Source organism: Nonomuraea sp. B12E4, from assembly GCF_039871825.1.
Classification (GTDB): domain Bacteria; phylum Actinomycetota; class Actinomycetes; order Streptosporangiales; family Streptosporangiaceae; genus Nonomuraea.
Window position 1 is genome coordinate 83,394 of the sequence record NZ_JBDPME010000007.1, and the last position, 20,570, is coordinate 103,963.

A 20,570-nucleotide genomic window follows, 5' to 3' on the forward strand; every position below is an offset into this window, starting at 1 on the left:
TTTGTCAGTTTCCCGTCGTCTCGCCCTTTTCCTGCCCCAGCTTGGCCAGGCTCGCCTTCGCCGCCGCCGCCACGCGCTCGGCCGTCAGGCCGAACTGCTCGTACAACGTCCTGTACGGGGCGGAGGCACCGAAGTGTTCGAGACCGACCACTTCACCGCACTCGCCGACGAACTCGTGCCAGCCGAGCGAGATGCCCGCCTCGACCGCCACCCGAGCCCGGATCGACGACGGCAGCACGGTCTGCCTGTATGCGGAGTCCTGCCCCTTGAACCATTCGACACACGGCATCGACACCACCCGGGTCGGGATGCCGCGCGCCTCCAGCAGTTCCCGGCCGTTCACCGCGATCTCCACCTCGCTGCCGGTGGCGATGAGGATGACCCGGGGCTGGCCGTCGGAGGCCTCGCGCAGCACGTAGCCGCCGCGGGCCACGCCCTCGGCGCTGGTGCCGTCCTGGACCGGCAGGCCCTGCCTGGTCAGCGCCAGGGCCGCGGGCCGGTCGGTGTGCTGCAGCACGGCCTTCCAGGCGTAGGCGGTCTCGTTGGCGTCGGCCGGGCGCACCACGTCCAGGCCGGGGATCGCGCGCAGCGCCCACAGGTGCTCGATCGGCTGGTGGGTCGGGCCGTCCTCGCCCAGGCCGATGGAGTCGTGCGTCCACACGTACGTGACCGGCAGTTTCATCAGCGCGGCCAGCCGCACCGACGGGCGCATGTAGTCGGAGAAGACCAGGAACGTGCCGCCGTACGGGCGGGTGCCGCCGTGCAGGGCGATGCCGTTGAGGATGGCGCCCATGGCATGCTCACGGATGCCGAAGTGCAGCGTGCGGCCGTAGCGGTTACCGGGGAAGTCCTTGGTCTGGTATTCCTCCGGGATGAAGGACGGCTCGCCCTTCATCGTGGTCAGGTTGGACTCGGCGAGGTCGGCCGAGCCGCCCCACAGCTCGGGCAGCACCGGCGCCAGCGCGCCCAGCACCTCGCCGGAGGCCTTGCGGGTGGCGATCGACGCGCCGGCCTCGAACGACGGCAGCGCCTTGGCCCAGCCGTTGGGCAGCTCGCGGCGGGAGATGCGGTCGAGCTCGGCGGCCCGCTCGGGGTTGGCCAGACGCCATTCGGCGTAGCCCTTCTCCCATTCGGCGTGCAGGGCGCGGCCGCGCCGGGCGATGTCGCGGGCGTGCTCCAGCACCGCGTCCGGCACGTCGAAGGTCTTGGCCGGGTCCATGCCCAGGACTTCCTTGGTGGCGGCGACCTCCGGCTCGCCCAGGGCCGAGCCGTGGATCTTGCCGGTGTTCTGCTTGTTGGGCGCGGGCCAGCCGATGATCGTGCGCAGCCGGATGAAGGAGGGCCGGTCGGTCTCTGCCTTGGCCGCCTCCAGCGCGGCGAGGAGGGCCTCGACGTCCTCGACGTAGTCGCCGGTGGCCGTCCAGTCGACGCTCTGGGTGTGCCAGCCGTAGGCCTCGTAGCGCGCGACGACGTCCTCCGACTTGGCGATCAGGGTGTCGTCCTCGATGGAGATGTGGTTGTCGTCGTACAGGACGATGAGGTTGCCCAGCTTCTGGTGGCCGGCCAGGGAGCTGGCCTCGTGGCTGATGCCCTCCTCGATGTCGCCGTCGCTGACGAAGCACCAGATGAAGTGGTCGAACGGGGAGGCGCCGGGCGCGGCGTCGGGGTCGAACAGGCCCCGCTCGCGGCGGGCGGCCATCGCCATGCCGACCGCGTTGCCGAGGCCCTGGCCCAGCGGGCCCGTCGTGGTCTCCACGCCCGCCGTGTGCCCGTGCTCGGGGTGACCGGGGGTGAGACTGTCCCACTGGCGCAGCCGCCGCAGGTCGTCCAGCGTCAGGCCGTAGCCGGACAGGTAGAGCTGGATGTAGAGCGTCAGGCTGGTGTGGCCGCACGACAGCACGAAACGGTCGCGGCCGAGCCAGTTCGGGTCCGTCGGATCATGGCGCATCACGCGTTGGAACAGCAGGTAGGCGGCGGGTGCCAGACTCATGGCGGTGCCGGGGTGCCCCGAGCCCGCCTTCTCCACTGCGTCCATCGCCAGGGCCCGAATGACGTCGACGGCCTTCTTGTCGAGGTCGCCCCATTCGAGGGCTGGCACGAGTTCGGTGCTCAAGTGCTCGGTCTCCGGAATCTAGTTGTCATTGTTTCGCCGGTCGGCGGTCCCGCCCAACACGGGACCCTAACCGAGTGGACGTGGCGTCGATTCCCATTCCACCCGTGCGGGTCCATGTATGGCGCAAGCCCCCCATTGGCCGGACCGGCCGACCCTGCGACTACAGTTTGTTTGTTCGCAGGGGCGTCACGGCGCCCGCCCATGGATCCGCTCTTATCAGAGGTTACGCGTTGACTCCGCACAGGCTGGAAGCGCCTTGACGGTGCTGACCAACAGGCAGGCGACGGCGCCCGCTCCGCCCGAGGCGCCGCGCTCGGTAGGCATGATCATCAAGGCCTACATCGCGCTCACCAAGCCGCGGATCATCGAGCTGCTGCTGATCACGACGCTGCCGGTGATGTTCCTCGCGGCAGGTGGCCTGCCGCCGCTGTGGACGTCCATCTCGGTCATGGTGTTCGGCACCCTATCGGCGGGCAGCGCCAACGCGCTCAACTGCTACGTGGATCGCGACATCGACCAGAAGATGCGCCGCACCCGCCGCAGGCCGCTGGCCAGGCATCAGGTGTCGCCGCGTGGCGCGCTGATCTTCGGGATCGTGCTCGGCGCGTTGTCCACCGCCGGGCTGTGGGTGACCACCAACGGCCTGGCCGCGTCGCTGTCCACCGCGGCGATCCTGTTCTACGTGCTGGTCTACTCGATGATCCTCAAGCGCCGTACGGCTCAGAACATCGTGTGGGGCGGCATCGCGGGCTGCATGCCGGTGATGATCGGCTGGGCGGGCATCACCGACCGGCTCGACTGGGCGCCGCTGGTGCTGTTCGGGGTGGTGTTCTTCTGGACGCCGCCGCACACCTGGACGCTGGCCATGCGCTACAAGGAGGACTACGCGGCGGCCAAGGTGCCGATGCTGCCGGTGGTGGCCACCGAGCGGCGGGTCGTCCTGGAGTCGATCGCCTACACCTGGGCGACCGTGCTGTGCTCGCTGGCGCTGTGGCCGGTGGCGGGCACCACGATGTTCTACCCGATCGTGGCGGCCGTGCTCGGCGCCGTGTGCCTGTGGGAGGTGCACCGGCTGCTGGCCCGGCTCAACGCCGGCAAGACCGGCCTCGCGCTGCGGCCCATGCGCTTCTTCCACTGGTCCAACGCCTATCTGGCGCTGCTCTTCCTCGCCGTGGCGATCGACCCGCTGCTGTCCTGATCGTCCCCTTGGCCGGGGGGCGACGCCCACGTCCGGATGCTGCTCGACCTGAGCCGGGAGCACCTCAGGGAGGCGGTATGAGCGCGGGCCACGGGCACGGGCCGGCCGCCGGGTCCGACCGGCGTTACCCGACTGCCACGGCGTGCGCACCCGCCTCGCCGGCCTGCTGCACGAGCGCTTCGCCGTCGGGCACAGGACACCGCAGGTCGATCACGGCATTCCCGGCGTCGACCGGCACTGCGAAGACCCACACGGACCCCGGCACTCTGATCCGTTAAAGTCACCCTATGGCGACCCGTGATCCACGCTGGGTGTTGAAGGACCGCCCGTCTTCCGTGTTGATCCTCGGGCTGGTCCTCACCGGCATGTGCGCGTTGGTCTCCTTCTCCTTCGACGTCCTGTTCAACGGCGCCCCGGTGCAGTTCTTCATCGCCCTCATGCTGGCGCTGGCGCCGGTGCCGCTGCTGCTGGCGGCGGTGCTGACGCTCGACCGGCTGGAGCCGGAGCCGCGCAGCAACCTGATCTTCGCCTTCGCCTGGGGCGCGGGCATCGCGGTCCTGGTCGCCGGTGTGATCAACTCGCTCAACCTGCACTACATCATCGACACCGCCAAGCTCTCGGAGGCCAGCGCCCGCAACATCGCGGCCACGTTCGGCGCGCCCGTGGTGGAGGAGACGATGAAGGGGCTGGTGCTGCTGGGGCTGCTCAAGTTCCGCCGGGCGGAGCTGGACGGGCCGACCGACGGCGTCATCTACGCCAGCATGGTCGGCCTCGGCTTCGCCATGAGCGAGAATGTCAGCTACTACATCGCCGCGCTCAACTCCGAGGCCGGGGTCAAGGGCCTGGCCGTCACCGTGGTGCTGCGCGGCATCCTGTCGCCGCTGGCCCATCCGCTGTTCAGCTCCATGATCGGGGTCGGGGTGGCCTACGCGGCCCAGCGCGGCGGCTCCGAGCGGGTGTTCTACGTGCTGGCCGGCTGGTCGGGCGCGATGATCCTGCACGGCCTGTGGAACGGCCTGGCCTCCTACGGCGGCTTCCCCGGACTGGTCGTGGCCTACCTGGTGCTGCTGGTCGTGCTGATCGTGCTCATCGGCGTGGTGTTCAGGGACCGGCGCCGCATCGTCGCGCTCATCCAGCGCTACCTGCCGCCCTACGAGCCGACCAAGCTGGTCACCCAGGCCGACATCTTCATGCTGTCGGCGTTCCCGCGGCGCCGCCAGGCCAGGCAGTGGGCCCGGGCCTACGGCGGCAAGCGCGGGCTGCGCGCGATGCGCGACTACCAGCTCGCCGCCACCGAGCTGGGCCTGCTGCACGAGCGGGCTGCCCGCCACATGGTCGACGAGCAGCTCTTCCACGAGGAGCAGCGGGCCCTGCTGGAGTGCATGAGCACCGCCCGTGCCGACTTCCCGATGCCGATCATCAACGCCAGGGCCGTCCCCGGCGCCCCGCCGCCCGGCTACGCGGACTGATCGAGGATCCTTCTGAGCGAGACCTCGCGTGGTCCCGGGTAGACCGGGTCGGAGTGGAGGATCAGCGCGTCGGCGAAGCCCTTGGCGGCGGCGAGGAACTCGCGGGCGGCGTAGACGTAGGTGGCCGCGGCGAACCTGACGGTCGAGTCGTCACCCACCCCGAACGCCTCCAGCCCGGCCGTCCGGCACAACGTCACGGCCCTGGGCAGGTGGAACTCCTGCGTCACCACGGTGATCCGCTCGGCCCCGAACACCTCGCGCGCCCGTACGCAGGAGTCCCACGTGTCGAACCCGGCGTAGTCCAGCACCATCATCGCGTCGGGCACGCCCTTGCCGCGCAGGTAGTCACGCATGGCCGTGGGCTCGTCGTAGTCCTTGCGGCTGTTGTCGCCCGACAGCAGCAGGGCGTGCACCTTGCCCGCCCGGTAGAGCTCGGCGGCCAGGTCGAGCCTGCTGACCAGCATCGGCGAGGGATGTGTGCCGTCGTACAGGCCCGCGCCGAGCACCAGCGCGGCCTGCGTGCCGGGGACGCGGCTCAGCCAGCCCGCCGCCCCGGCCGTCACCCGGTGGGCCGTGCTGCCCAGCCAGGCCCAGGTCATGGGTGCGAGCGTGAGCACGCTGAGTGCCACCAGTCCCTGGTAGGCCCTGCGCAGCGTCTTCCGATCGGGGCGGACGATCTTGGGCAAATTACACACCTTTACGGTGGGGGAGTGGCCGACTTAACACCCCATACCCTGGCATATCTTGTCAGACGGTGGCGGGAACTTCGGTGGGGGAGTGGTCGGGCTGCGGGGCCCGGGTGCGCAACGAGGTGACCACCCGCAGGGCCGCGATCCAGACCAGGGTGGAGCCGAGCACGTGCAGCAGGACCAGGGCGGCGGGCACGGCCAGGAAGTATTGCGTGTAGCCGATCACGCCCTGGACCAGCTCCACCCCGAGCAGCGTCGCCGCCGCCCGCCTGGCCGGCCCCTTCGAGTTGCCGATGTGCAGGGCGAACACCAGCGCGAACGTCAGCCCCACCACGATGTAGACCAGGTCGGCGTGCAGCCGTGCCATGGCCTCGATGTCCAGGTCGAAGCGGGAGGCGCGGTCGTCGCCCGAGTGCGGGCCGGTGCCGCTCACCGTCACCCCGGCCACCAGCAGCACGAACACCGCCGCCAGCAGCACGTGGCCGAGCCTGCGGATGTCGCGGTGGGTGACCCGCCGGACCGGGCCGTCGCCCTCGCCCGACCGGGAGTAGAGCATCCAGCAGGCGGCGATCAGGCCGGTGGAGATCAGGAAGTGCATGCCGACCGTGAACGGGTTGAGCATCGTGTTGACCACGAGCCCGCCCCACAGCGCCTGCGCCAGGATGCCGACCGGCTGCAGCCACGCCAGCAGCACCAGCGAGCGACGGCGCGGCGCCAGCCGCAGCGCCGAGAGCACGCAGCCCACCCCGACCGCCAGCACCAGGAACGTCAGCAGCCGGTTGCCGAACTCCACGAGCATGTTGAGCATCGACACCTCGGGGTGCGCGACCGGGATGAAGCTGTCCGGCGTGCATCTCGGCCAGCTCGGGCAGCCGAGCCCGGAGCCGGTGACGCGCACGCCCGCGCCGGTCACCGCGATGCCCGCGTTGACCACCACGGAGGCCAGGGCCCAGCCCCGCATCGACGCCGCGGTGGGTGCCCAGAAGGACAACAGGCCACGCACGAGAGGGCTGGGGTGGTCGGTGGGTAGCTTCACGCATCGATGGTACGTGCGGGAGCAGCCGGTCTCGTCACTGGTCGTCCCGGGGCTTCCAAGCCGTCAAGGTATGTGACATATTACTGTTGGGAGGTGTTGATGTCCGACGTGATCGTCGTCGGCGCCGGAGTGGTGGGGGCGGCGTGCGCCTACTACGCCGCGCGCGCGGGCCTGGACGTGACCGTGGTCGACCGGGGGCCGGTGGCGGGCGGCACGACCGGTTCCGGCGAGGGCAACGTACTGGTGTCCGACAAGGAGCCGGGGCCGGAGCTGGAGCTGGCGGTGCTGTCCAACCGGCTGTGGCGCTCGCTCGCCGAGCGGCACGACAGGCGGGCCGGGGCCGGGCGGCACGGAGGGTTCGAGTTCGAGCCCAAGGGCGGGCTGGTCGTCGCCGAGACCGGCGAGATCCAGCGAGCGCTCGTGGAGCTGGCCGGCAAGCAGGGCCTGGAGCACAGTCTGGTGTCCGAGTCCGAGCTGCGCGACTACGAGCCGAACCTGGCCGAGGGGCTCGCCGGCGGCGTCCACTACCCGCAGGACGCGCAGGTGCAGCCCATGCTGGCCGCCGCCCGCCTGCTGAGGGACGGCGCGGACAGCTTCGGCCGGGGCACGCTGCACCTGCGCCTGGGGGTCTCCGTGACCGGTTTCCTCCGCTCGGGCGAGCGGGTGACGGGCGTGCGCACCTCCCACGGCGACGTGCTCGGCGGCGCGGTGATCAACGCGGCGGGCACCTGGGGCGGCGAGGTGGCCGCGCTGGCGGGCGTGACCCTGCCCGTCCTGCCCAGGCGCGGGTTCATCCTGGTCACCGAGCCCCTGCCCGAGCCGCTCATCAAGCACAAGGTCTACACCGCCGCCTACGTGACGAACGTGGCCAGCGACTCGGCGGGCCTGGAGACCTCCGCCGTCGTCGAGGGCACCCCCGCGGGGACCGTGCTCATCGGGGCCAGCAGGGAGCGGGTCGGGTTCGACCGGACGACGTCGGTGCCGGTGCTCGCCCGGCTGGCCGAGCAGGCGGTCGCGCTCTTCCCCGCACTGCGCGACGTGCGGGCCATCCGGTCCTACTGCGGGTTCCGGCCGTACTGCCCGGACCATCTGCCCGTCATCGGCGCCGATCCGCGCCGGCCCGGCCTCTACCACGCGTGCGGGCACGAGGGGGCCGGGATCGGGCTCGCCCCGGCGACCGGGCACCTGCTCGCGCAGGTCCTCACCGATCAGGCGCCCGACCTGGACCTGCAACCCTTCCGGCCGGATCGTTTCTCGGAGGAGTCCCTTTGACGTTCCACATCACGATCGACGGGCGGCGGGTGGCCGTGGTGCCCGGCCAGACCATCGGCGCGGCCCTGCACGCGGCCGGCGTGCGCTCGTGGCGTACCACCCGGTTCGGCGGGCGGCCGCGCGGGCTGTTCTGCGGGATCGGCGTCTGCTTCGACTGCCTGATCTCCGTCAACGGGCGGGCTCCCGAACGCGCCTGCATGCTGGAGGCCGCGCCCGGTGACGAGGTGACGACGTCGTGACGTACGACCTGGTGGTGATCGGCGGCGGTCCCGCGGGGGTGGCGGGCGCGCTCACGGCGGCCCTGGCCGGGCTGCGGGTGGCGCTCGTCGACTCCGGCGCGCGGCTCGGCGGCCAGTACTTCCGGCACACGGCCGCACCCAGCGCGGAATCCGGGCTGGCGCGGTTCCTGCGGCTCGGGCGGATGCTCGGCGAGCGGGCCGACCTGCTGCTGCGGCACCAGGCGTGGCATGTCTCCCGTGACGGCGAGGGGGACTTCACCGTGCACTGCAACGCCCCCGGCGGCGGGCCGGTGGCCGTACGGGCGCGGCGGCTGCTGATCGCGACCGGCGCGCACGACCGGCCGCTGCCCTTCCCCGGCTGGGACCTGCCCGGCGTGTTCACCGCGGGCGGCGCGCAGGCGCTGCTCAAGGGCAACGGCGTGGTGCCCGGCAGGCGCGTCGTGGTCGGCGGCACCGGCCCGTTCCTGCTGCCCGTGGCGACCGGCCTGGCCGGGGCGGGCGCGCGGGTGCTCGGCGTGTACGAGGCGGGCGGCGGCCTCGGCCTGGCCGGGCATCCGCTGCTGGCCCTGGGCAAGGCCGGCGAGGCGGCGGGCTACGCGGCCTCGCTGGTCCGGCACCGGGTGCCGTATCGGACGAGGCGGGCGGTGGTCGCCGCGCACGGCGAGCGCGAGGTCGAGGCCGTCACCGTGGCCCGCCTCGACCAGGACTGGAACGTTCTCGCCACCCGCGTCGTCGAGTGCGACACCGTGGCCGTCGGCTACGGCTTCGTGCCCCAGATCGAGCTCGGGGTGCAACTCGGCTGCGGCACCCGCCAGGACGTGGACGGCAGCCCCGTGCTGAGCGTCGACGCCGCCCAGCGCACGACCGTGCCGGGGGTCTGGGCCGCCGGCGAGCCCACCGGGGTGGGCGGCTGGGAGCAGTCCGAGCTGGAGGGCCGCCTCGCCGGCCGCTCCATCGCCGGCCGCCCGGCCGCGGGCGTGCTGACCCGGCGGCGCGACCGGGGCCGGGCCTTCGGCGCGGCCCTGCAGCGGGCCTACCCCGTCAAGGCCGGCTGGCAGGGCTGGCTGCGCGCCGACACCCTGGTGTGCCGGTGCGAGGAGGTGCCGCTGGCGCGGGTACGCGAGGCCCGCGACCTCGGCGCCACCGACGCCCGCTCGATCAAGCTGCTGGCCAGGCCCGGCATGGGCTGGTGCCAGGGCCGCATCTGCGGCTACGCCGTCTCCTGCCTGGCCGGCGAGCCCGAACGGCCGCCCCGGCGGCCCATCGCCCAGCCCGTCGCCCTGGGCGCCCTCAGCGACCTCGCGGGCGCCGCGAACGGCACCCCAGGCAGCTCTTCGGGCCACGGCACCCCGGGCGCCCAGAACGGCACCTTGGGCGGCACCGCAGGCGACACCACCGACAAGACCGCTCACTGACCCTCACGACCTGGAGGACTTTCTCATGGACACCCGCAGCAAACCCTGGCACGGCGTCATGGTGGCCACCGCGCTGCCCCTGCACGAGGACCTGTCGGTCGACCTCGACGGCTACGCGGAGCACTGCCGCTGGCTGGTCGAGCACGGCTGCGACGGCGTCGTGCCCAACGGCTCGCTCGGCGAATACCAGACGCTCACGCCGGAGGAGCGGAGCAAGGTGATCGAGACCGCCGTCGCGACCGTCGGCGGCGCCAACGTGATGGCCGGGGTCGGCGCGTACGGCGCGGCCGAGTCGCGCCGGTGGGCCGAGCAGGCGGGCGAGGCGGGCTGCGGTTCGGTGCTGCTGCTGCCGCCCAACGCCTACCGGGCCGACGAGCGGGCCGTCGTCGAGCACTATCGCGAGGTCGCTCGCGCGGGCGTGCCGATCGTGGCCTACAACAACCCCTACGACACCAAGGTGGACCTGACTCCCGCGCTGCTGGCCCGGCTGCACGAGGAGGGGCTGATCGTGGCGATCAAGGAGTTCAGCGGGGACGTGCGCAGGGCGTACGAGATCGCCGAGCTCGCGCCCGGGCTGGACGTGCTGATCGGCTCCGACGACGTGCTGCTCGAACTCGCCGTGGGCGGGGCGGTGGGCTGGATCGCCGGCTACCCCAACGCGCTGCCCGAATCCAGCGTCGCGCTCTACCGGGCCGCGGTTGCCGGTGACCTGGACACCGCGCTGCCGCTGTACCGCAAGCTGCACCCGCTGCTGCGCTGGGACTCCAAGACCGAGTTCGTGCAGGCGATCAAGCTGTCCATGGATCTCGCGGGCCGCTACGGTGGCCCCTGCAGGCAGCCCAGGCAGCCGCTGACCGGCGAGCAGGCGGCGATCGTGCGGGCTGCCACGGAGAAGGCACTGGTAGAAGGGCTGCGATGAGGACAAAGCGGGTATTTCATGCGGTTGACTCCCACACCGAGGGCATGCCCACCCGCGTGATCACCGGCGGCGTCGGGGTGATCCCCGGCGCGACCATGGCCGAGCGGCGGCTCTACTTCCGTGACCATCTCGACCACATCCGCACCCTGCTCGTGACCGAGCCGCGCGGCCACGCGTCCATGAGCGGCGCCATCCTGCAGCCGCCCACCCGGCCGGACGCGGACTGGGGCGTGCTGTTCATCGAGGTGTCGGGGCTGCTGCCGATGTGCGGGCACGGCACGATCGGCGTGGCCACCGTGCTCGTCGAGACCGGCATGGTGGAGGTCGTGGAGCCGGTCACGACCGTGCGCCTGGAGGTGCCCGCCGGGCTGGTCGAGGTGGACGTGGCCGTCGAGGACGGCCACGCGACGGCGGTGACGCTGCGCAACGTGCCCTCCTACTGCGACCGGCTCGACGCCTCCGTGACGGTGCCCGGGTTCGGGGAGATCCCGTACGACCTGGCCTACGGCGGCAACTTCTACGCCATCGTCGACCTCGACTCCTACGGCCTGCCCTTCGACCGCAAGGCGAAGAACGAGATCATCGCCGCCGGCCTGGCCACCATGGACGCCATCAACGCCACCGACGAGCCGGTGCACCGTGAGGACGACCGCATCCGCGGCTGTCACCACGTCTATTTCGCCGCGCCCGGCTCCGACGCCCAGCACTCCCGGCACGCCATGGCGATCTTCCCGGGCTGGTTCGACCGCTCGCCGTGCGGGACCGGCACCAGCGCCCGGATGGCCCAGTTGCACGCCCGCGGGGAGCTGCCGCTCGGCCGGGACTTCGTCAACGAGTCGTTCATCGGCACCCGGTTCATCGGCCGGCTGCTGGAGGAGACCACGGTGGGCGGCGCGACCGCGGTCGTGCCGTCGATCACCGGGCGCGCCTGGGTCACCGGGACCGCCCAGTACTTCCTCGACCCGACCGACCCGTTCCCGGCCGGGTTCGAGCTGTGAGGGAGCCCCGTACATGACCACCGTGATCACGACCGTCGACTACCACACGGGCGGGGAGCCGTTCCGGATCGTGACCGGCGGCGTGCCCGAGATCCGCGGCGCCGACGTGGCGGCGCGCCGCGTCACCGCCATGGCCGAGCTGGACGACGTGCGGCGGCTGCTCTGCCACGAGCCGCGCGGTCACGCCGACATGTACGGGTGCTTCCTCGTCCCGCCCGACGACCCATCCGGCGGCCCCCCGGACGGTACCGCCCAGGCGGCGTTCGGGGCGCTGTTCTGGCACAAGGACGGCTTCTCCACCGCCTGCGGCCACGGGACCATCGCGCTGGGCGCCTACGCCGTGCACGAGGGCCTGATCGAAGCCGGCCCCGACGGGGAGACGGACGTGGTCGTGGACGTGCCGTCCGGGCGCGTCACGGCCCGGGTGCGCTGCTCCGGGGGCCGGGTCCGGGCGGTGACGTTCGTCAACGTGCCGTCGTACGTCATCGCCCGCGACGTCCCGGCCGGCGGGGTCAAGGTCGATCTCGCCTACGGCGGGGCGATCTACGCCTCCGTGCCGGCCGCGTCCCTGGGGCTGTCCGTGGAGCCCGTGCACCTGACCGAGCTCATCGGCCACGCCCGCCGGATCAAGGCCGACCTGGCGGGCCACCCGGCCACCCTGCATCCCGCCGACGACCGGCTGTCCGGCGTCTACGGCGTGATCTTCCACGACGAGCTGCCGGACACCGACGGCATGGCCCACCAGCGCAACGTCACGGTGTTCGCCGACGGGGAGGTGGACCGCTCACCCTGCGGGTCCGGCACCTCGGCCCGGCTGGCGCTGCTGCACGACTCGGGGCTGCGCGGGCCGCTGCTGCACAGCGGCATTGTGGGCAGCGTGTTCCGCGCCCGGGTGGCCGAGGTCGTCGCGGGCGGGATCGTCCCCGAGATCGAGGGCATGGCCTACCGCACCGGGCGGCACTCCTTCGAGCTCGACCCGGAGGACCCGATCGGGACGGGGTTCACGCTGCGATGACCGGGTTGCCTTACCTCGACGCCGCCACGGTGGAGCGGCTGGTGCCGGTCGAGCGGGCCGTGGACCTCCTGGAGGAGGCGCTGCGGGCCGGGCTCGACCCGGAGGACACGCCCCAGCGGCCCATCGTGGACCTGCCCGCCGGGCAGCTCCTGCTGATGCCCGCGTCGGTCGGCCGGCCCGGCGGCGGGCGGTACGCGGGGGTGAAGGCGGTCACCATCGCCCCCGGCAACCCGGGGCGCGGGCTGCCCCGGATCCAGGGGACGTACCTGCTGTTCGACGGGGACACCCTGACGCCGCTGGCCGCGCTGGACGGGATCGCGCTCACCTCGCTGCGCACCCCCGCCGTGTCGGCGCTCGCCGTCCGGCACCTGGCCGACCCGGCGGCCAGGAAGCTGGTGGTGTTCGGCAGCGGGCCGCAGGCGTGGGGGCACGTGCTCGCGTTGGCGGCGGTACGGCCGGTGGACGACGTGACGGTCGTCGGCCGCGACCCGGGCCGGGCGGCGGCGCTCGCCGAACGCTGTCGCGCGCTGGGCCTGACCGCCCGGTCCCTGACCGCCGGCCCGGACCCGGCGGCAGGGGCGGCGACCGGCAGGACGACGGACGCGGCGGCAGGGGCGGCGGCAGGCCCGCTGAGCGACGCGGTGGCGGAGGCGGTGGCAGGGGCGGATCTCGTCGCGTGCTGCACGACCGCGAGAGAACCGCTGTTCCCCGGTAAGCTCGCCCGCGACGGCGCCACCGTCGTCGCGGTCGGCTCCCACGAGGCCGACGCCCGCGAGCTCGACGATGACCTCGTCGCCCGCGCCACCGTGGTCGTCGAGGCCAGGGCGACGGCCATGCGGGAGGCCGGTGACGTGATCATCCCGATGCGTCACGGTACGATCCCCACTGGCCATCTCGCCGGCAACCTCGCCGAGCTGATCTCCGGCGGGGTGGCGACCGGTTCCGGGCCGCGGGTGTTCAAGAGCACGGGCATGGCGTGGGAGGACCTGGTGGTCGCGGCCACCGCTTTCGAGGCGTGGACTTAGGGAAGGAATGGGCGGATGGCTGCCGAGGACCGGCTCGACCTGCCGATGGTGGGCGAGCGGCAGAGTCTGCGCGAGCAGGTCGCGCACGCGTTGCGGGCCGCGCTGATCACCGGTGAGATGCGCCCCGGGGTGGTCTATTCCGCGCCCGTGCTGGCGGCGCAGTTCGGCGTCTCGGCCACGCCCGTCCGCGAGGCCATGCTCGACCTGGCCAAGGAGGGCCTGGTCGAGGCGGTGCGCAACAAGGGCTTCCGGGTGACCGAGCTGTCCGACCGCGACCTCGACGAGCTCACCGAGATCCGCCATCTCATCGAGGTGCCCACGGTCGCCCGGCTGGCCGACAGCTCGCGGGCGGAGCAGTTCGAGCGGCTGCGGCCGATCGCCGAGGAGATCGTCTCCGCCAGCGAGCGCGGCGACCTGCTCGCGCACGTGGACGCCGACCTGCGCTTCCACGTCGAGCTGCTGGCCCTGTCCGGCAACGCCCACCTGGTCACGGTGGTGCGTGATCTACGCAACAGGGCCAGGCTCTACGGGCTGTCGCAGCTCTCCCAGCGCGGCACCCTGGGCGACTCGGCCAGGGAGCACCTCGCCCTGCTCGACGCGCTCAAGGGCGGCGACAGCGCGGCCGCGGGGCGCATCATGGCGGAGCACATCGGCCACGTCCGCGGCATCTGGGCCGAGCACTAAGTTCCGATATTTCGGGATCACACACTCTCCGGGAGCGATACTCTCTTTGCGGGCCCGATCTGGTGACCGCCGGCGGCCCCGGACCTCCTGGTCCTTCATCGGACCGGCCGCCCCCCCGACCGCGGTGGCGGCAGCAGCCTGGTCAGACGGACACCCGCACTCCGCTGACCTCCGCGGGGCTCGGCTCACCGCCCACCGCAAGGGCCGAGCCCCCCGCCGCGCGCCCGAGACCCCATCCCACGGGCGCGCGGCGGTTATTCCGGCGTCTCGCCGGCCGCGCGCCGCCTGCGCCGCCTGCCCATCCGGGTCGAGCCCAGGCTGGCGGCCACGATGCAGACGACCGCCGCCCACTGCCGCAGGTGCAGGACCTCGCTCAGCAGCAGCACCCCGATCAGCGCCGCCGCGGCCGGCTCCAGGCTCATCAGGATGCCGAACGCGTGCTTGGGCATCCTGCGCAGCGCCTGCAACTCCAGCGTGTACGGGATCACCGACGACAGCAGCCCCACCCCGAGCCCGATCAGCAGCGTTTCCGGCCGCAGCAGGTCCGTCCCGCCCGTCGTGATCCCGACCGGCGCGATGAGCACGGCCGACACGATCATCGCGAACGACAGCCCCGTCGTCCCGGGGAAGCGCTGCCCGGCAGCCGCGGCCAGCAGGATGTAGCCCGCCCAGCAGGCCCCCGCCAGCATCGCGAACCCGATCCCGGCCCAGCTCACCGCCGCCGCCGTGCCGCCGGACTGGCCCCACGGTGTGAGCAGGGCCACGCCCGACGCGGCGAGCGCCACCCACAACAGGTCGATCCTGCGCCGCGAGGCCGCCACCGCCACGCCCAGCGGCCCCAGGAACTCGATCGCCGTCGCGATCCCCATCGGCAGCCGAGACAGGGCCTCGTAGAAGGACAGGTTCATCACGGCGAGCGTCACGCCGAAGCCGAGCCCCACCGCGCAGGAACGCCACGACAGGCCCCGCAGCCGCGGCCGGGCGACGGCCCCCATGATCAGCGCCCCGGCCACGATGCGCAGGAACACCACCGCGCTCGGCGGCAGCGCCGCGAACAACTCCTTGGCGAACCCGGCGCCGAGCTGCACCGACAGGATTCCCAGCAGGACGAGCCCGGAGGGCGGGATCGAGTCGGCGGCGGTGCGCAGGAGGCTTCCCGGCCGGGGCAGGCCGGGGCCGCGGTCGAGGGGGTCGTCCAGGGCGAAGGCGGTCACGGAACTCCTCTGTTGAGGTGAGGGCAACCGGCACAGCCTACTCAAGCTGGGCGACATGTCCGGATTTAGAGTGGTACTACTTCTGATCAGATCATTCGCTTCGACGAGTCGCACCAGGACGTATGAAAGCCCCCGCCCCTCCCGTGAGTCTCACCCGCCCGCCGCCGGCCCTGTCCGTGGCCTCATTCGTCAGCACCTTCGACCGCTTCGCCGTCAGCCCCATGCTCGTACTGATCGCCATGGACCTGAAGGTCTCGCTGGCCGCCTCCGTCACCGCCGCCAGCGGCTACTACCTGGCCTACGGGCTCACCCAGCCGCTGTGGGGGCTGCTGTCCGACCGCTACGGCCGCGTACGCGTGATGCGCGGCGCGCTGTACGGTGCGGCGCTGGCCGGCCTGGCCTCGGCCCTCATGCCGGCCCTGGGGGCGCTGGTGGTGGCCAGGGTCGTGACGGGAGCCTGCTTCGGCGCCGTCATCCCCACCAGCCTCACCTACGTCGGCGACACCTTCCACGCCTCCGTGCGGCAGCGCGCCCTGACGGACCTGATGGGCGTCTCCGCCCTCGGCACCGCCATGGCCACGGGACTCGGGGGAGTGGTGGCCGACCTGCTGGACTGGCGGGTGGCCTTCATGGTCCCGGCCCTGTGCGCGCTGGCCTGCGCGCTCCCGCTGCGCTCGCTGCCCGAGCCGCCCCGCGCCGAGGCCGAGCGGAACGCCGGGGTGCGCCGCTTCCTGGGCATGGTGCTCGGGCACCGGTGGGCCCTGCTGGTGTTCGGGCTGGCCTTCACCGAGGGGGCGATCATGCTGGGCTGCCTGCCGTTCCTGGCCACCGCGCTGCAGCACACCGGGGTGGCCGCCGCCGTCGCGGGCCTCGGCATCACCGCGTACGGGCTGGGCCTGTGGCTCGTCTCCAAGGTCGTCAAGCGGCTGACGAGCCGCTGGTCCACGCCCGTGCTGATGGCCGCGGGCGGGGCCCAGCTGTGCGCCGGGTTCGTGATCGTCATGGTGCAGGTGAACCTGGCCACCGTGACCGTGACGGCGCTGGTGCTCGGCAGCGGCTGGTCGTTCCTGCACTCCTCTCTGCAGACCTGGGCCACCTCGGTGGTCCCCGGCGCCCGGGGCACCACCATCGCGTTCTTCGCCTCGGCGCTGTTCGTGGGCAGCGCGGTCTCGTCGTGGGCGGCGGGCCCGCTGGCCGAGTCCGGCCGGTATGCCCTGCTGTTCGGGCTGGCGGCGGCCGCCGTGGTCCCGCTGACCGTGGTCGCCGCCCTCACCCGGCGCCGCTACGGCAAGGACGAGGACCCCCAGCCGCTGCCCGGGTGAGGGCGAGCGGCCGTCACTCCCACCGGAAGGTGCGGGAGACCAGGGCCAGCGTCACGACCGCCCAGGCGGCCAGCACCGCCAGGGAGCCGAGCGGCGGCGCCCCGCCGTGGGCGAGCACCGTACGCAGCCCGCCGGTCAGCGCCGAGATGGGCAGCGCCTCCAGGACGGGCTGCGCCCCCGCCGGGTATTTCGACAGCGGGAACACCACCCCGCCCGCCCCCAGCAGCACCAGGTAGACCAGGTTGGCCGCGGCCAGCGTCGCCTCCGCCCGCAGGGTGCCCGCCATGAGCAGCCCCAGCCCGCTGAACGCGGCCGTGCCCAGCACGACGAGCAGGGCCGCGCTCAGGAACGACCCGTGCGGCCGCCACCCCAGCGCCAGGCCCACGCCCACGATGACGGCCGCCTGGATGACCTCCACGGCCACCACGGCCGCCGTCTTGGCCAGCATGAGCCCGGCCCTGGACAGCGGGGTGGCGCCGAGCCGCCGCAGCACCCCGTACCGGCGCTCGAAGCCCGTCGCGATGGCCTGCCCGGTGAAGGCGGTGGACATGACGGCCAGCGCCAGCACGCCGGGGACCAGGAAGTCGACCCGCCGGCCGGCCCCGATGTCGATCAGCGGCGCCAGCGAGAAGCCGACCAGCAGCAGCACCGGGATGATCAGCGTGAGCAGCAGTTGCTCGCCGTTGCGCAGCATCGCGCGGACCTCCGCGCCCGCCTGCGCGAGCACCATCCGCGGGAAGGGCGCCGCACCGGGCGCGGGGGTGAAGTCCAGCGCGGTGCCGCCGGTCGTCGTCATCGCAGCTCCCTGCCCGTCAGCTCCAGGAAGACGTCTTCGAGGGTGCGCCGCTCGATCCGCAGGTCGTCGGCCGTGACGCCCTCGGCCGCACACCAGGCCGTCACCGTCGCCAGCAGCTCGGGAGCCACCAGGCCCTCGATGATGTAGTGCCCGGCGGGCGACTCCTTGGCCGCGCTGCCCGCCGGGAGCGCGTTGAGCAGCTCCTCCAGCGCCAGCCCGGGCCGGGCCCGGAACCTGAGCTGCCGCTCGGCCCCGGTCAGCGAGGCCGGGGTGCCCTCGGCCACCACCCGCCCCCCGTCGAGGATCACGACGTGGTCGGCCAGCCGCTCGGCCTCGTCCATGTGGTGCGTGGTCAGCACCACCGACACGCCCGCCCCGCGCAGCTCGGCCACCAGGTCCCAGCAGGCGTGCCTGGCCTGGGGGTCGAGCCCGGCGGTCGGCTCGTCGAGGAAGACCAGCTCCGGCCGCCCGATGACGGCCGCGGCCAGCGACAGGCGCTGCTGCTGCCCGCCCGACAACCGCCGGCACGGGGTGCGGGCGTGCTCGGCGAGCCCCAGCCGGAGGAGCAGGGCCCGGGAGTCGAGCGGGTGGGCGTAGAAGCGCGCGACCAGCCGCAGCCACTCGGCGCAGCGCATGGCGGGCGGAACGCCGCCGCCCTGCGGCATGACGCCCACGCGCGGGCGCAGCTCGGCCGCCGTGGGCGCGAGCCCGAGCACCCGGACCGTGCCGGAATCGGCCCGGCGGAATCCCTCGCAGATCTCGACCGTGGACGTCTTGCCAGCGCCGTTGGGCCCGAGCACCGCGGTGACCGCCCCGCGTCCGGCGCGGAGCGTGAGGCCGTCCACGGCGGTGTTGCCGCCGTAACGTTTGACCAGGTCGATGATCTCGACGGCTGGGGATCCCATGGTCACGAGTTTAGGGACCCCGGTGGCCGGTCCGGCCCGCAGGTGACGATGGCCGGATATGGACAGGCCATGACCCGGAGATTCACGGGAAAGTCCGCGTCAACAGTGAAACTCTGGCGGGTGAGTCCACGTCACAGGAGGTGGCAATGTCGCAACGCAGTGGGTACGACCCCGGAGTTCCGTGCTGGGTGGACCTGTCCAGCACCAACGTCAGCGCTGCAGCCCGCTTCTACGGCGAGATCTTCGGCTGGCAGGCCGACATGGCCGGCGATCCGCAGGCCGGCGGCTACGGCATGTTCGTCCACCAGGGCAGGCGGGTCGCGGGCCTCGGACCGGTCATGGGGGCGCCGGGCGCCTCGTCCTGGAACATGTACGTCGCCACCGACGACGCCGTCGCCCTCGCCGAGCGGGTCGGGAAGGCCGGCGGGACCGTCGTCATGGAGCCGGCGCCGGTCTTCGCCGAGGGCACCATGACGGTCTTCCAGAGCCCCGACGGCTCGTTCTGCTCGGCCTGGCAGGCGGGTGACCACCACGGCGCCGAGCTGGTCAACGAGCCCGTCTCCTTCTGCTGGAACGAGCTGGTCACCCGCGACCTGGCCACCGCCGAGGGCTTCTACGCGGCCGTCTTCGGCTGGACCCCCAACCTGCTGGAGATCGAGGGCTCCAAGTACACCGAGTGGCGCGCGGGCGACCGGACCGTCGCGGGCATGATGGAGATGTCCGCCGACTACCCGCCGTCGACCCCGTCCTTCTGGATGACCTACTTCGCGGTCGCCGACCTCGACGCCACCGCCGCCGCGGCCGAGCGGGCCGGCGCGGACATGGCCGTCTGCGGGGCGGAGGCGCCGCCCGGCCGCTTCTCCATACTCACCGACCCGCAGGGCGCCGCCTTCTCCATCATCCAGCTCCACCAATCCGACTGAAATATCTGATAACCGGGAATTAGGGAGACCCAAACAGTAGTTTTCCCCTCGGCCCTCGTGGGCCAACGAGCCTGCGAGGGAGAGGGGCCCCTGATGACCGTGGCAGCAGCCACGTCCGCCGCCGTCGAGCCCGACGAGCAGAGGAGGACCCGCCGTCGGCTGTTACTCCTGATCCTCGGCGCGCTGTCGGCGATCGGCCCGCTGTCCATCGACATGTACCTCCCGTCGCTGCCCGCCATCACCGCGGAGATGGGCAGCGCCCCCGCCCAGGTCCAGCTCACCCTCACCGCCTGCCTCATCGGCGTCTCCGTGGGCCAGGTGATCGCCGGGCCGGTGAGCGACGTACGCGGCCGGCGGGTGCCCCTGCTCGTGGGCGTGGCCGGGTTCATGGCGGCCTCGCTGCTGTGCGCGTTCGCCCCCACCGTGCCGGTGCTCATCGCCTGCCGCCTGCTCCAGGGCATCCTGGGCGGCGCCGCCCTGGTGATCGTCCGCGCCGTGGTCCGCGACCTGTACGACGGCGCCGCCATCGCCCGCATCTTCGCCACGCTCATGCTGGTCAGCGGGCTGGCGCCGATCCTCGCGCCGATCGCCGGGGCCCAACTGCTGGAGTTCACCTCGTGGCGGGGCGTGTTCGTGGCGCTCAGCGCCGCCGGGCTCGTCCTGCTGCTGGCGGCGCTGCCGGGCGTACGCGAGACGCTGCCGCCCGGGCAGCGGGAGAGCGGCGGGCTCAAGCACACCGCGGCCACGTTCTGGCGGCTCCTGCGCGACCGCTCTTTCATGGGCTGCGCGCTCACCGCGGGGCTGGCCTTCGCGGCGATGTTCGGCTACATCTCCGGCTCCCCGTTCGTGCTCCAGCAGGTGTACGGTGCCACGCCCCAGCAGTACTCGCTCATCTTCGGCCTCAACGCGCTCGCCCTGACCGCCATGGCGCAACTCGGCGGGCGGCTGTCGGGGCGGGTGCCGCCGGCCCTGCTGGTGCGCGCCGGGCTGGTCGCCGGCATGGCGGGCGCCGGGCTGCTGCTGTCGGCCGCGCTCATCGGGCTCGGCCTGTGGGGCATCGTGGGCGGGCTGTTCGTCATCATGCTCGGGCAGGGCCTGGTGCTGCCCGGCACCGGCGCGCTGGCGCTGGCCTCGCAGCCCGCGCAGGTGGCGGGCAGCGCCTCCGCCCTGCTCGGCGTGCTCCAGTTCGCCCTGGGCGCCGCCGCGGCGCCGCTGGTCGGGCTGGTCGGATCGGCCAGTGCCGTGCCCATGGCCTGTCTCATGCTCGGGCTCATCCTTTGCTCGGCCTTGACCTTCGCCCTGCTGGGCAGGGCGCAACTTAGGTAAGGCTTGCCTGCG

General features: G+C 72.8%; 19 protein-coding genes. 13 read left to right on the forward strand and 6 right to left on the reverse strand.

The genetic code is table 11. The annotated features are described in order from the left end of the window. Positions 1-4 precede the first annotated feature (4 nt). Entirely contained in the window at positions 5-2,113 is a 2,109-nt protein-coding gene (gene tkt, locus ABGB18_RS18160) for a transketolase (RefSeq protein ID WP_347696686.1), read from the reverse strand. Between the two features lie 256 nt (positions 2,114-2,369). Here tkt and ABGB18_RS18165 point away from each other — a divergent pair, with 256 nt between their 5' ends. Then, positions 2,370-3,311 (forward strand): heme o synthase, encoded by a 942-nt coding sequence (locus tag ABGB18_RS18165; RefSeq protein ID WP_347696687.1) that lies wholly within the window; start codon positions 2,370-2,372, stop codon positions 3,309-3,311. A gap of 287 nt (positions 3,312-3,598) precedes the next feature. After that, positions 3,599-4,780, forward strand: coding sequence for a PrsW family intramembrane metalloprotease (locus ABGB18_RS18170; protein ID WP_347696688.1), 1,182 nt, complete (start codon positions 3,599-3,601; stop codon positions 4,778-4,780). Here ABGB18_RS18170 and ABGB18_RS18175 read toward each other — a convergent pair. Then, the gene (locus ABGB18_RS18175) at positions 4,768-5,466 is read right to left on the reverse strand and encodes an ElyC/SanA/YdcF family protein (RefSeq protein WP_347696689.1); all 699 of its coding nucleotides are present in this window, start codon (positions 5,464-5,466) and stop codon (positions 4,768-4,770) included. The two genes, ABGB18_RS18170 and ABGB18_RS18175, sit on opposite strands and share 13 nt — an antisense overlap. Before the next feature lie 61 nt (positions 5,467-5,527). Next, positions 5,528-6,505 carry a COX15/CtaA family protein gene (locus ABGB18_RS18180; protein ID WP_347696690.1) on the reverse strand — a complete coding sequence of 326 codons (978 nt, stop codon included), beginning with the start codon at positions 6,503-6,505 and terminating at the stop codon, positions 5,528-5,530. A 99-nt stretch (positions 6,506-6,604) separates the two neighbouring features. Between ABGB18_RS18180 and ABGB18_RS18185 the strand changes: the two genes are divergently transcribed. From ABGB18_RS18185 to ABGB18_RS18220, 8 genes are read left to right on the forward strand one after another with little or no spacing between them, the layout of a single operon-like run. Continuing rightward, positions 6,605-7,777, forward strand: coding sequence for an FAD-binding oxidoreductase (locus tag ABGB18_RS18185; protein WP_347696691.1), 1,173 nt, complete (start codon positions 6,605-6,607; stop codon positions 7,775-7,777). Continuing rightward, entirely contained in the window at positions 7,774-8,016 is a 243-nt protein-coding gene (locus tag ABGB18_RS18190) for a (2Fe-2S)-binding protein (protein ID WP_347696692.1), read from the forward strand. Before ABGB18_RS18185 ends, ABGB18_RS18190 begins: the two co-directional genes overlap by 4 nt. Next, positions 8,013-9,431: an NAD(P)/FAD-dependent oxidoreductase gene (locus ABGB18_RS18195; RefSeq protein ID WP_347696693.1), complete on the forward strand. Its 1,419-nt coding sequence runs from the start codon at positions 8,013-8,015 to the stop codon at positions 9,429-9,431. The genes ABGB18_RS18190 and ABGB18_RS18195 overlap by 4 nt, the downstream gene beginning before the upstream one ends. Before the next feature lie 25 nt (positions 9,432-9,456). Continuing rightward, on the forward strand, positions 9,457-10,350 hold the full coding sequence (locus tag ABGB18_RS18200) for a dihydrodipicolinate synthase family protein (protein WP_347696694.1): 894 nt from the start codon (positions 9,457-9,459) through the stop codon (positions 10,348-10,350). Further along, positions 10,347-11,348: a proline racemase family protein gene (locus ABGB18_RS18205; RefSeq protein ID WP_347696695.1), complete on the forward strand. Its 1,002-nt coding sequence runs from the start codon at positions 10,347-10,349 to the stop codon at positions 11,346-11,348. The genes ABGB18_RS18200 and ABGB18_RS18205 overlap by 4 nt, the downstream gene beginning before the upstream one ends. A gap of 13 nt (positions 11,349-11,361) precedes the next feature. Continuing rightward, a complete protein-coding gene (locus ABGB18_RS18210; RefSeq protein WP_347696696.1) occupies positions 11,362-12,363 on the forward strand; it encodes a proline racemase family protein in 1,002 nt (333 codons plus the stop codon). After that, positions 12,360-13,388, forward strand: coding sequence for an ornithine cyclodeaminase family protein (locus tag ABGB18_RS18215; RefSeq protein ID WP_347696697.1), 1,029 nt, complete (start codon positions 12,360-12,362; stop codon positions 13,386-13,388). Before ABGB18_RS18210 ends, ABGB18_RS18215 begins: the two co-directional genes overlap by 4 nt. 15 nt (positions 13,389-13,403) lie before the next feature. Then, positions 13,404-14,072: a GntR family transcriptional regulator gene (locus tag ABGB18_RS18220; protein WP_347696698.1), complete on the forward strand. Its 669-nt coding sequence runs from the start codon at positions 13,404-13,406 to the stop codon at positions 14,070-14,072. A 254-nt stretch (positions 14,073-14,326) separates the two neighbouring features. On the opposite strand, the gene ABGB18_RS18225 is transcribed toward ABGB18_RS18220, so the two are convergent. After that, positions 14,327-15,286: an EamA family transporter gene (locus ABGB18_RS18225; protein ID WP_347696699.1), complete on the reverse strand. Its 960-nt coding sequence runs from the start codon at positions 15,284-15,286 to the stop codon at positions 14,327-14,329. 143 nt (positions 15,287-15,429) lie between these two features. Here ABGB18_RS18225 and ABGB18_RS18230 point away from each other — a divergent pair, with 143 nt between their 5' ends. Continuing rightward, complete coding sequence (locus ABGB18_RS18230; protein ID WP_347696700.1) at positions 15,430-16,608, forward strand: MFS transporter; 1,179 nt, start codon at positions 15,430-15,432, stop codon at positions 16,606-16,608. A 13-nt stretch (positions 16,609-16,621) separates the two neighbouring features. Here ABGB18_RS18230 and ABGB18_RS18235 read toward each other — a convergent pair whose 3' ends face one another. Continuing rightward, a complete protein-coding gene (locus tag ABGB18_RS18235) occupies positions 16,622-17,404 on the reverse strand; it encodes an ABC transporter permease (RefSeq protein WP_347696701.1) in 783 nt (260 codons plus the stop codon). Continuing rightward, positions 17,401-18,309 carry an ABC transporter ATP-binding protein gene (locus ABGB18_RS18240; RefSeq protein WP_347696702.1) on the reverse strand — a complete coding sequence of 303 codons (909 nt, stop codon included), beginning with the start codon at positions 18,307-18,309 and terminating at the stop codon, positions 17,401-17,403. Before ABGB18_RS18240 ends, ABGB18_RS18235 begins: the two co-directional genes overlap by 4 nt. Positions 18,310-18,455: 146 nt before the next feature. Here ABGB18_RS18240 and ABGB18_RS18245 point away from each other — a divergent pair, with 146 nt between their 5' ends. Both ABGB18_RS18245 and ABGB18_RS18250 read left to right on the forward strand, forming a co-directional pair. Continuing rightward, positions 18,456-19,232, forward strand: coding sequence for a VOC family protein (locus ABGB18_RS18245; protein ID WP_347696703.1), 777 nt, complete (start codon positions 18,456-18,458; stop codon positions 19,230-19,232). Positions 19,233-19,325: 93 nt separating this feature from the next. Beyond that, positions 19,326-20,558: a multidrug effflux MFS transporter gene (locus tag ABGB18_RS18250; protein WP_347696704.1), complete on the forward strand. Its 1,233-nt coding sequence runs from the start codon at positions 19,326-19,328 to the stop codon at positions 20,556-20,558. The last annotated feature ends 12 nt before the right edge of the window (positions 20,559-20,570 follow it).

Bases quoted from the DNA above. Each gene is read 5' to 3' on its own strand.
- ABGB18_RS18240 (WP_347696702.1), bottom strand. From the start codon at position 18,309: ATGGGATCCCCAGCCGTCGAGATCATCGACCTGGTCAAACGTTACGGC.
- ABGB18_RS18200 (WP_347696694.1), top strand. From the start codon at position 9,457: ATGGACACCCGCAGCAAACCCTGGCACGGCGTCATGGTGGCCACCGCG.
- ABGB18_RS18245 (WP_347696703.1), top strand. From the start codon at position 18,456: ATGTCGCAACGCAGTGGGTACGACCCCGGAGTTCCGTGCTGGGTGGAC.
- ABGB18_RS18185 (WP_347696691.1), top strand. From the start codon at position 6,605: ATGTCCGACGTGATCGTCGTCGGCGCCGGAGTGGTGGGGGCGGCGTGC.
- ABGB18_RS18235 (WP_347696701.1), bottom strand. From the start codon at position 17,404: ATGACGACGACCGGCGGCACCGCGCTGGACTTCACCCCCGCGCCCGGT.
- ABGB18_RS18210 (WP_347696696.1), top strand. From the start codon at position 11,362: ATGACCACCGTGATCACGACCGTCGACTACCACACGGGCGGGGAGCCG.
- ABGB18_RS18250 (WP_347696704.1), top strand. From the start codon at position 19,326: ATGACCGTGGCAGCAGCCACGTCCGCCGCCGTCGAGCCCGACGAGCAG.
- ABGB18_RS18170 (WP_347696688.1), top strand. From the start codon at position 3,599: ATGGCGACCCGTGATCCACGCTGGGTGTTGAAGGACCGCCCGTCTTCC.
- ABGB18_RS18215 (WP_347696697.1), top strand. From the start codon at position 12,360: ATGACCGGGTTGCCTTACCTCGACGCCGCCACGGTGGAGCGGCTGGTG.
- ABGB18_RS18205 (WP_347696695.1), top strand. From the start codon at position 10,347: ATGAGGACAAAGCGGGTATTTCATGCGGTTGACTCCCACACCGAGGGC.
- ABGB18_RS18220 (WP_347696698.1), top strand. From the start codon at position 13,404: ATGGCTGCCGAGGACCGGCTCGACCTGCCGATGGTGGGCGAGCGGCAG.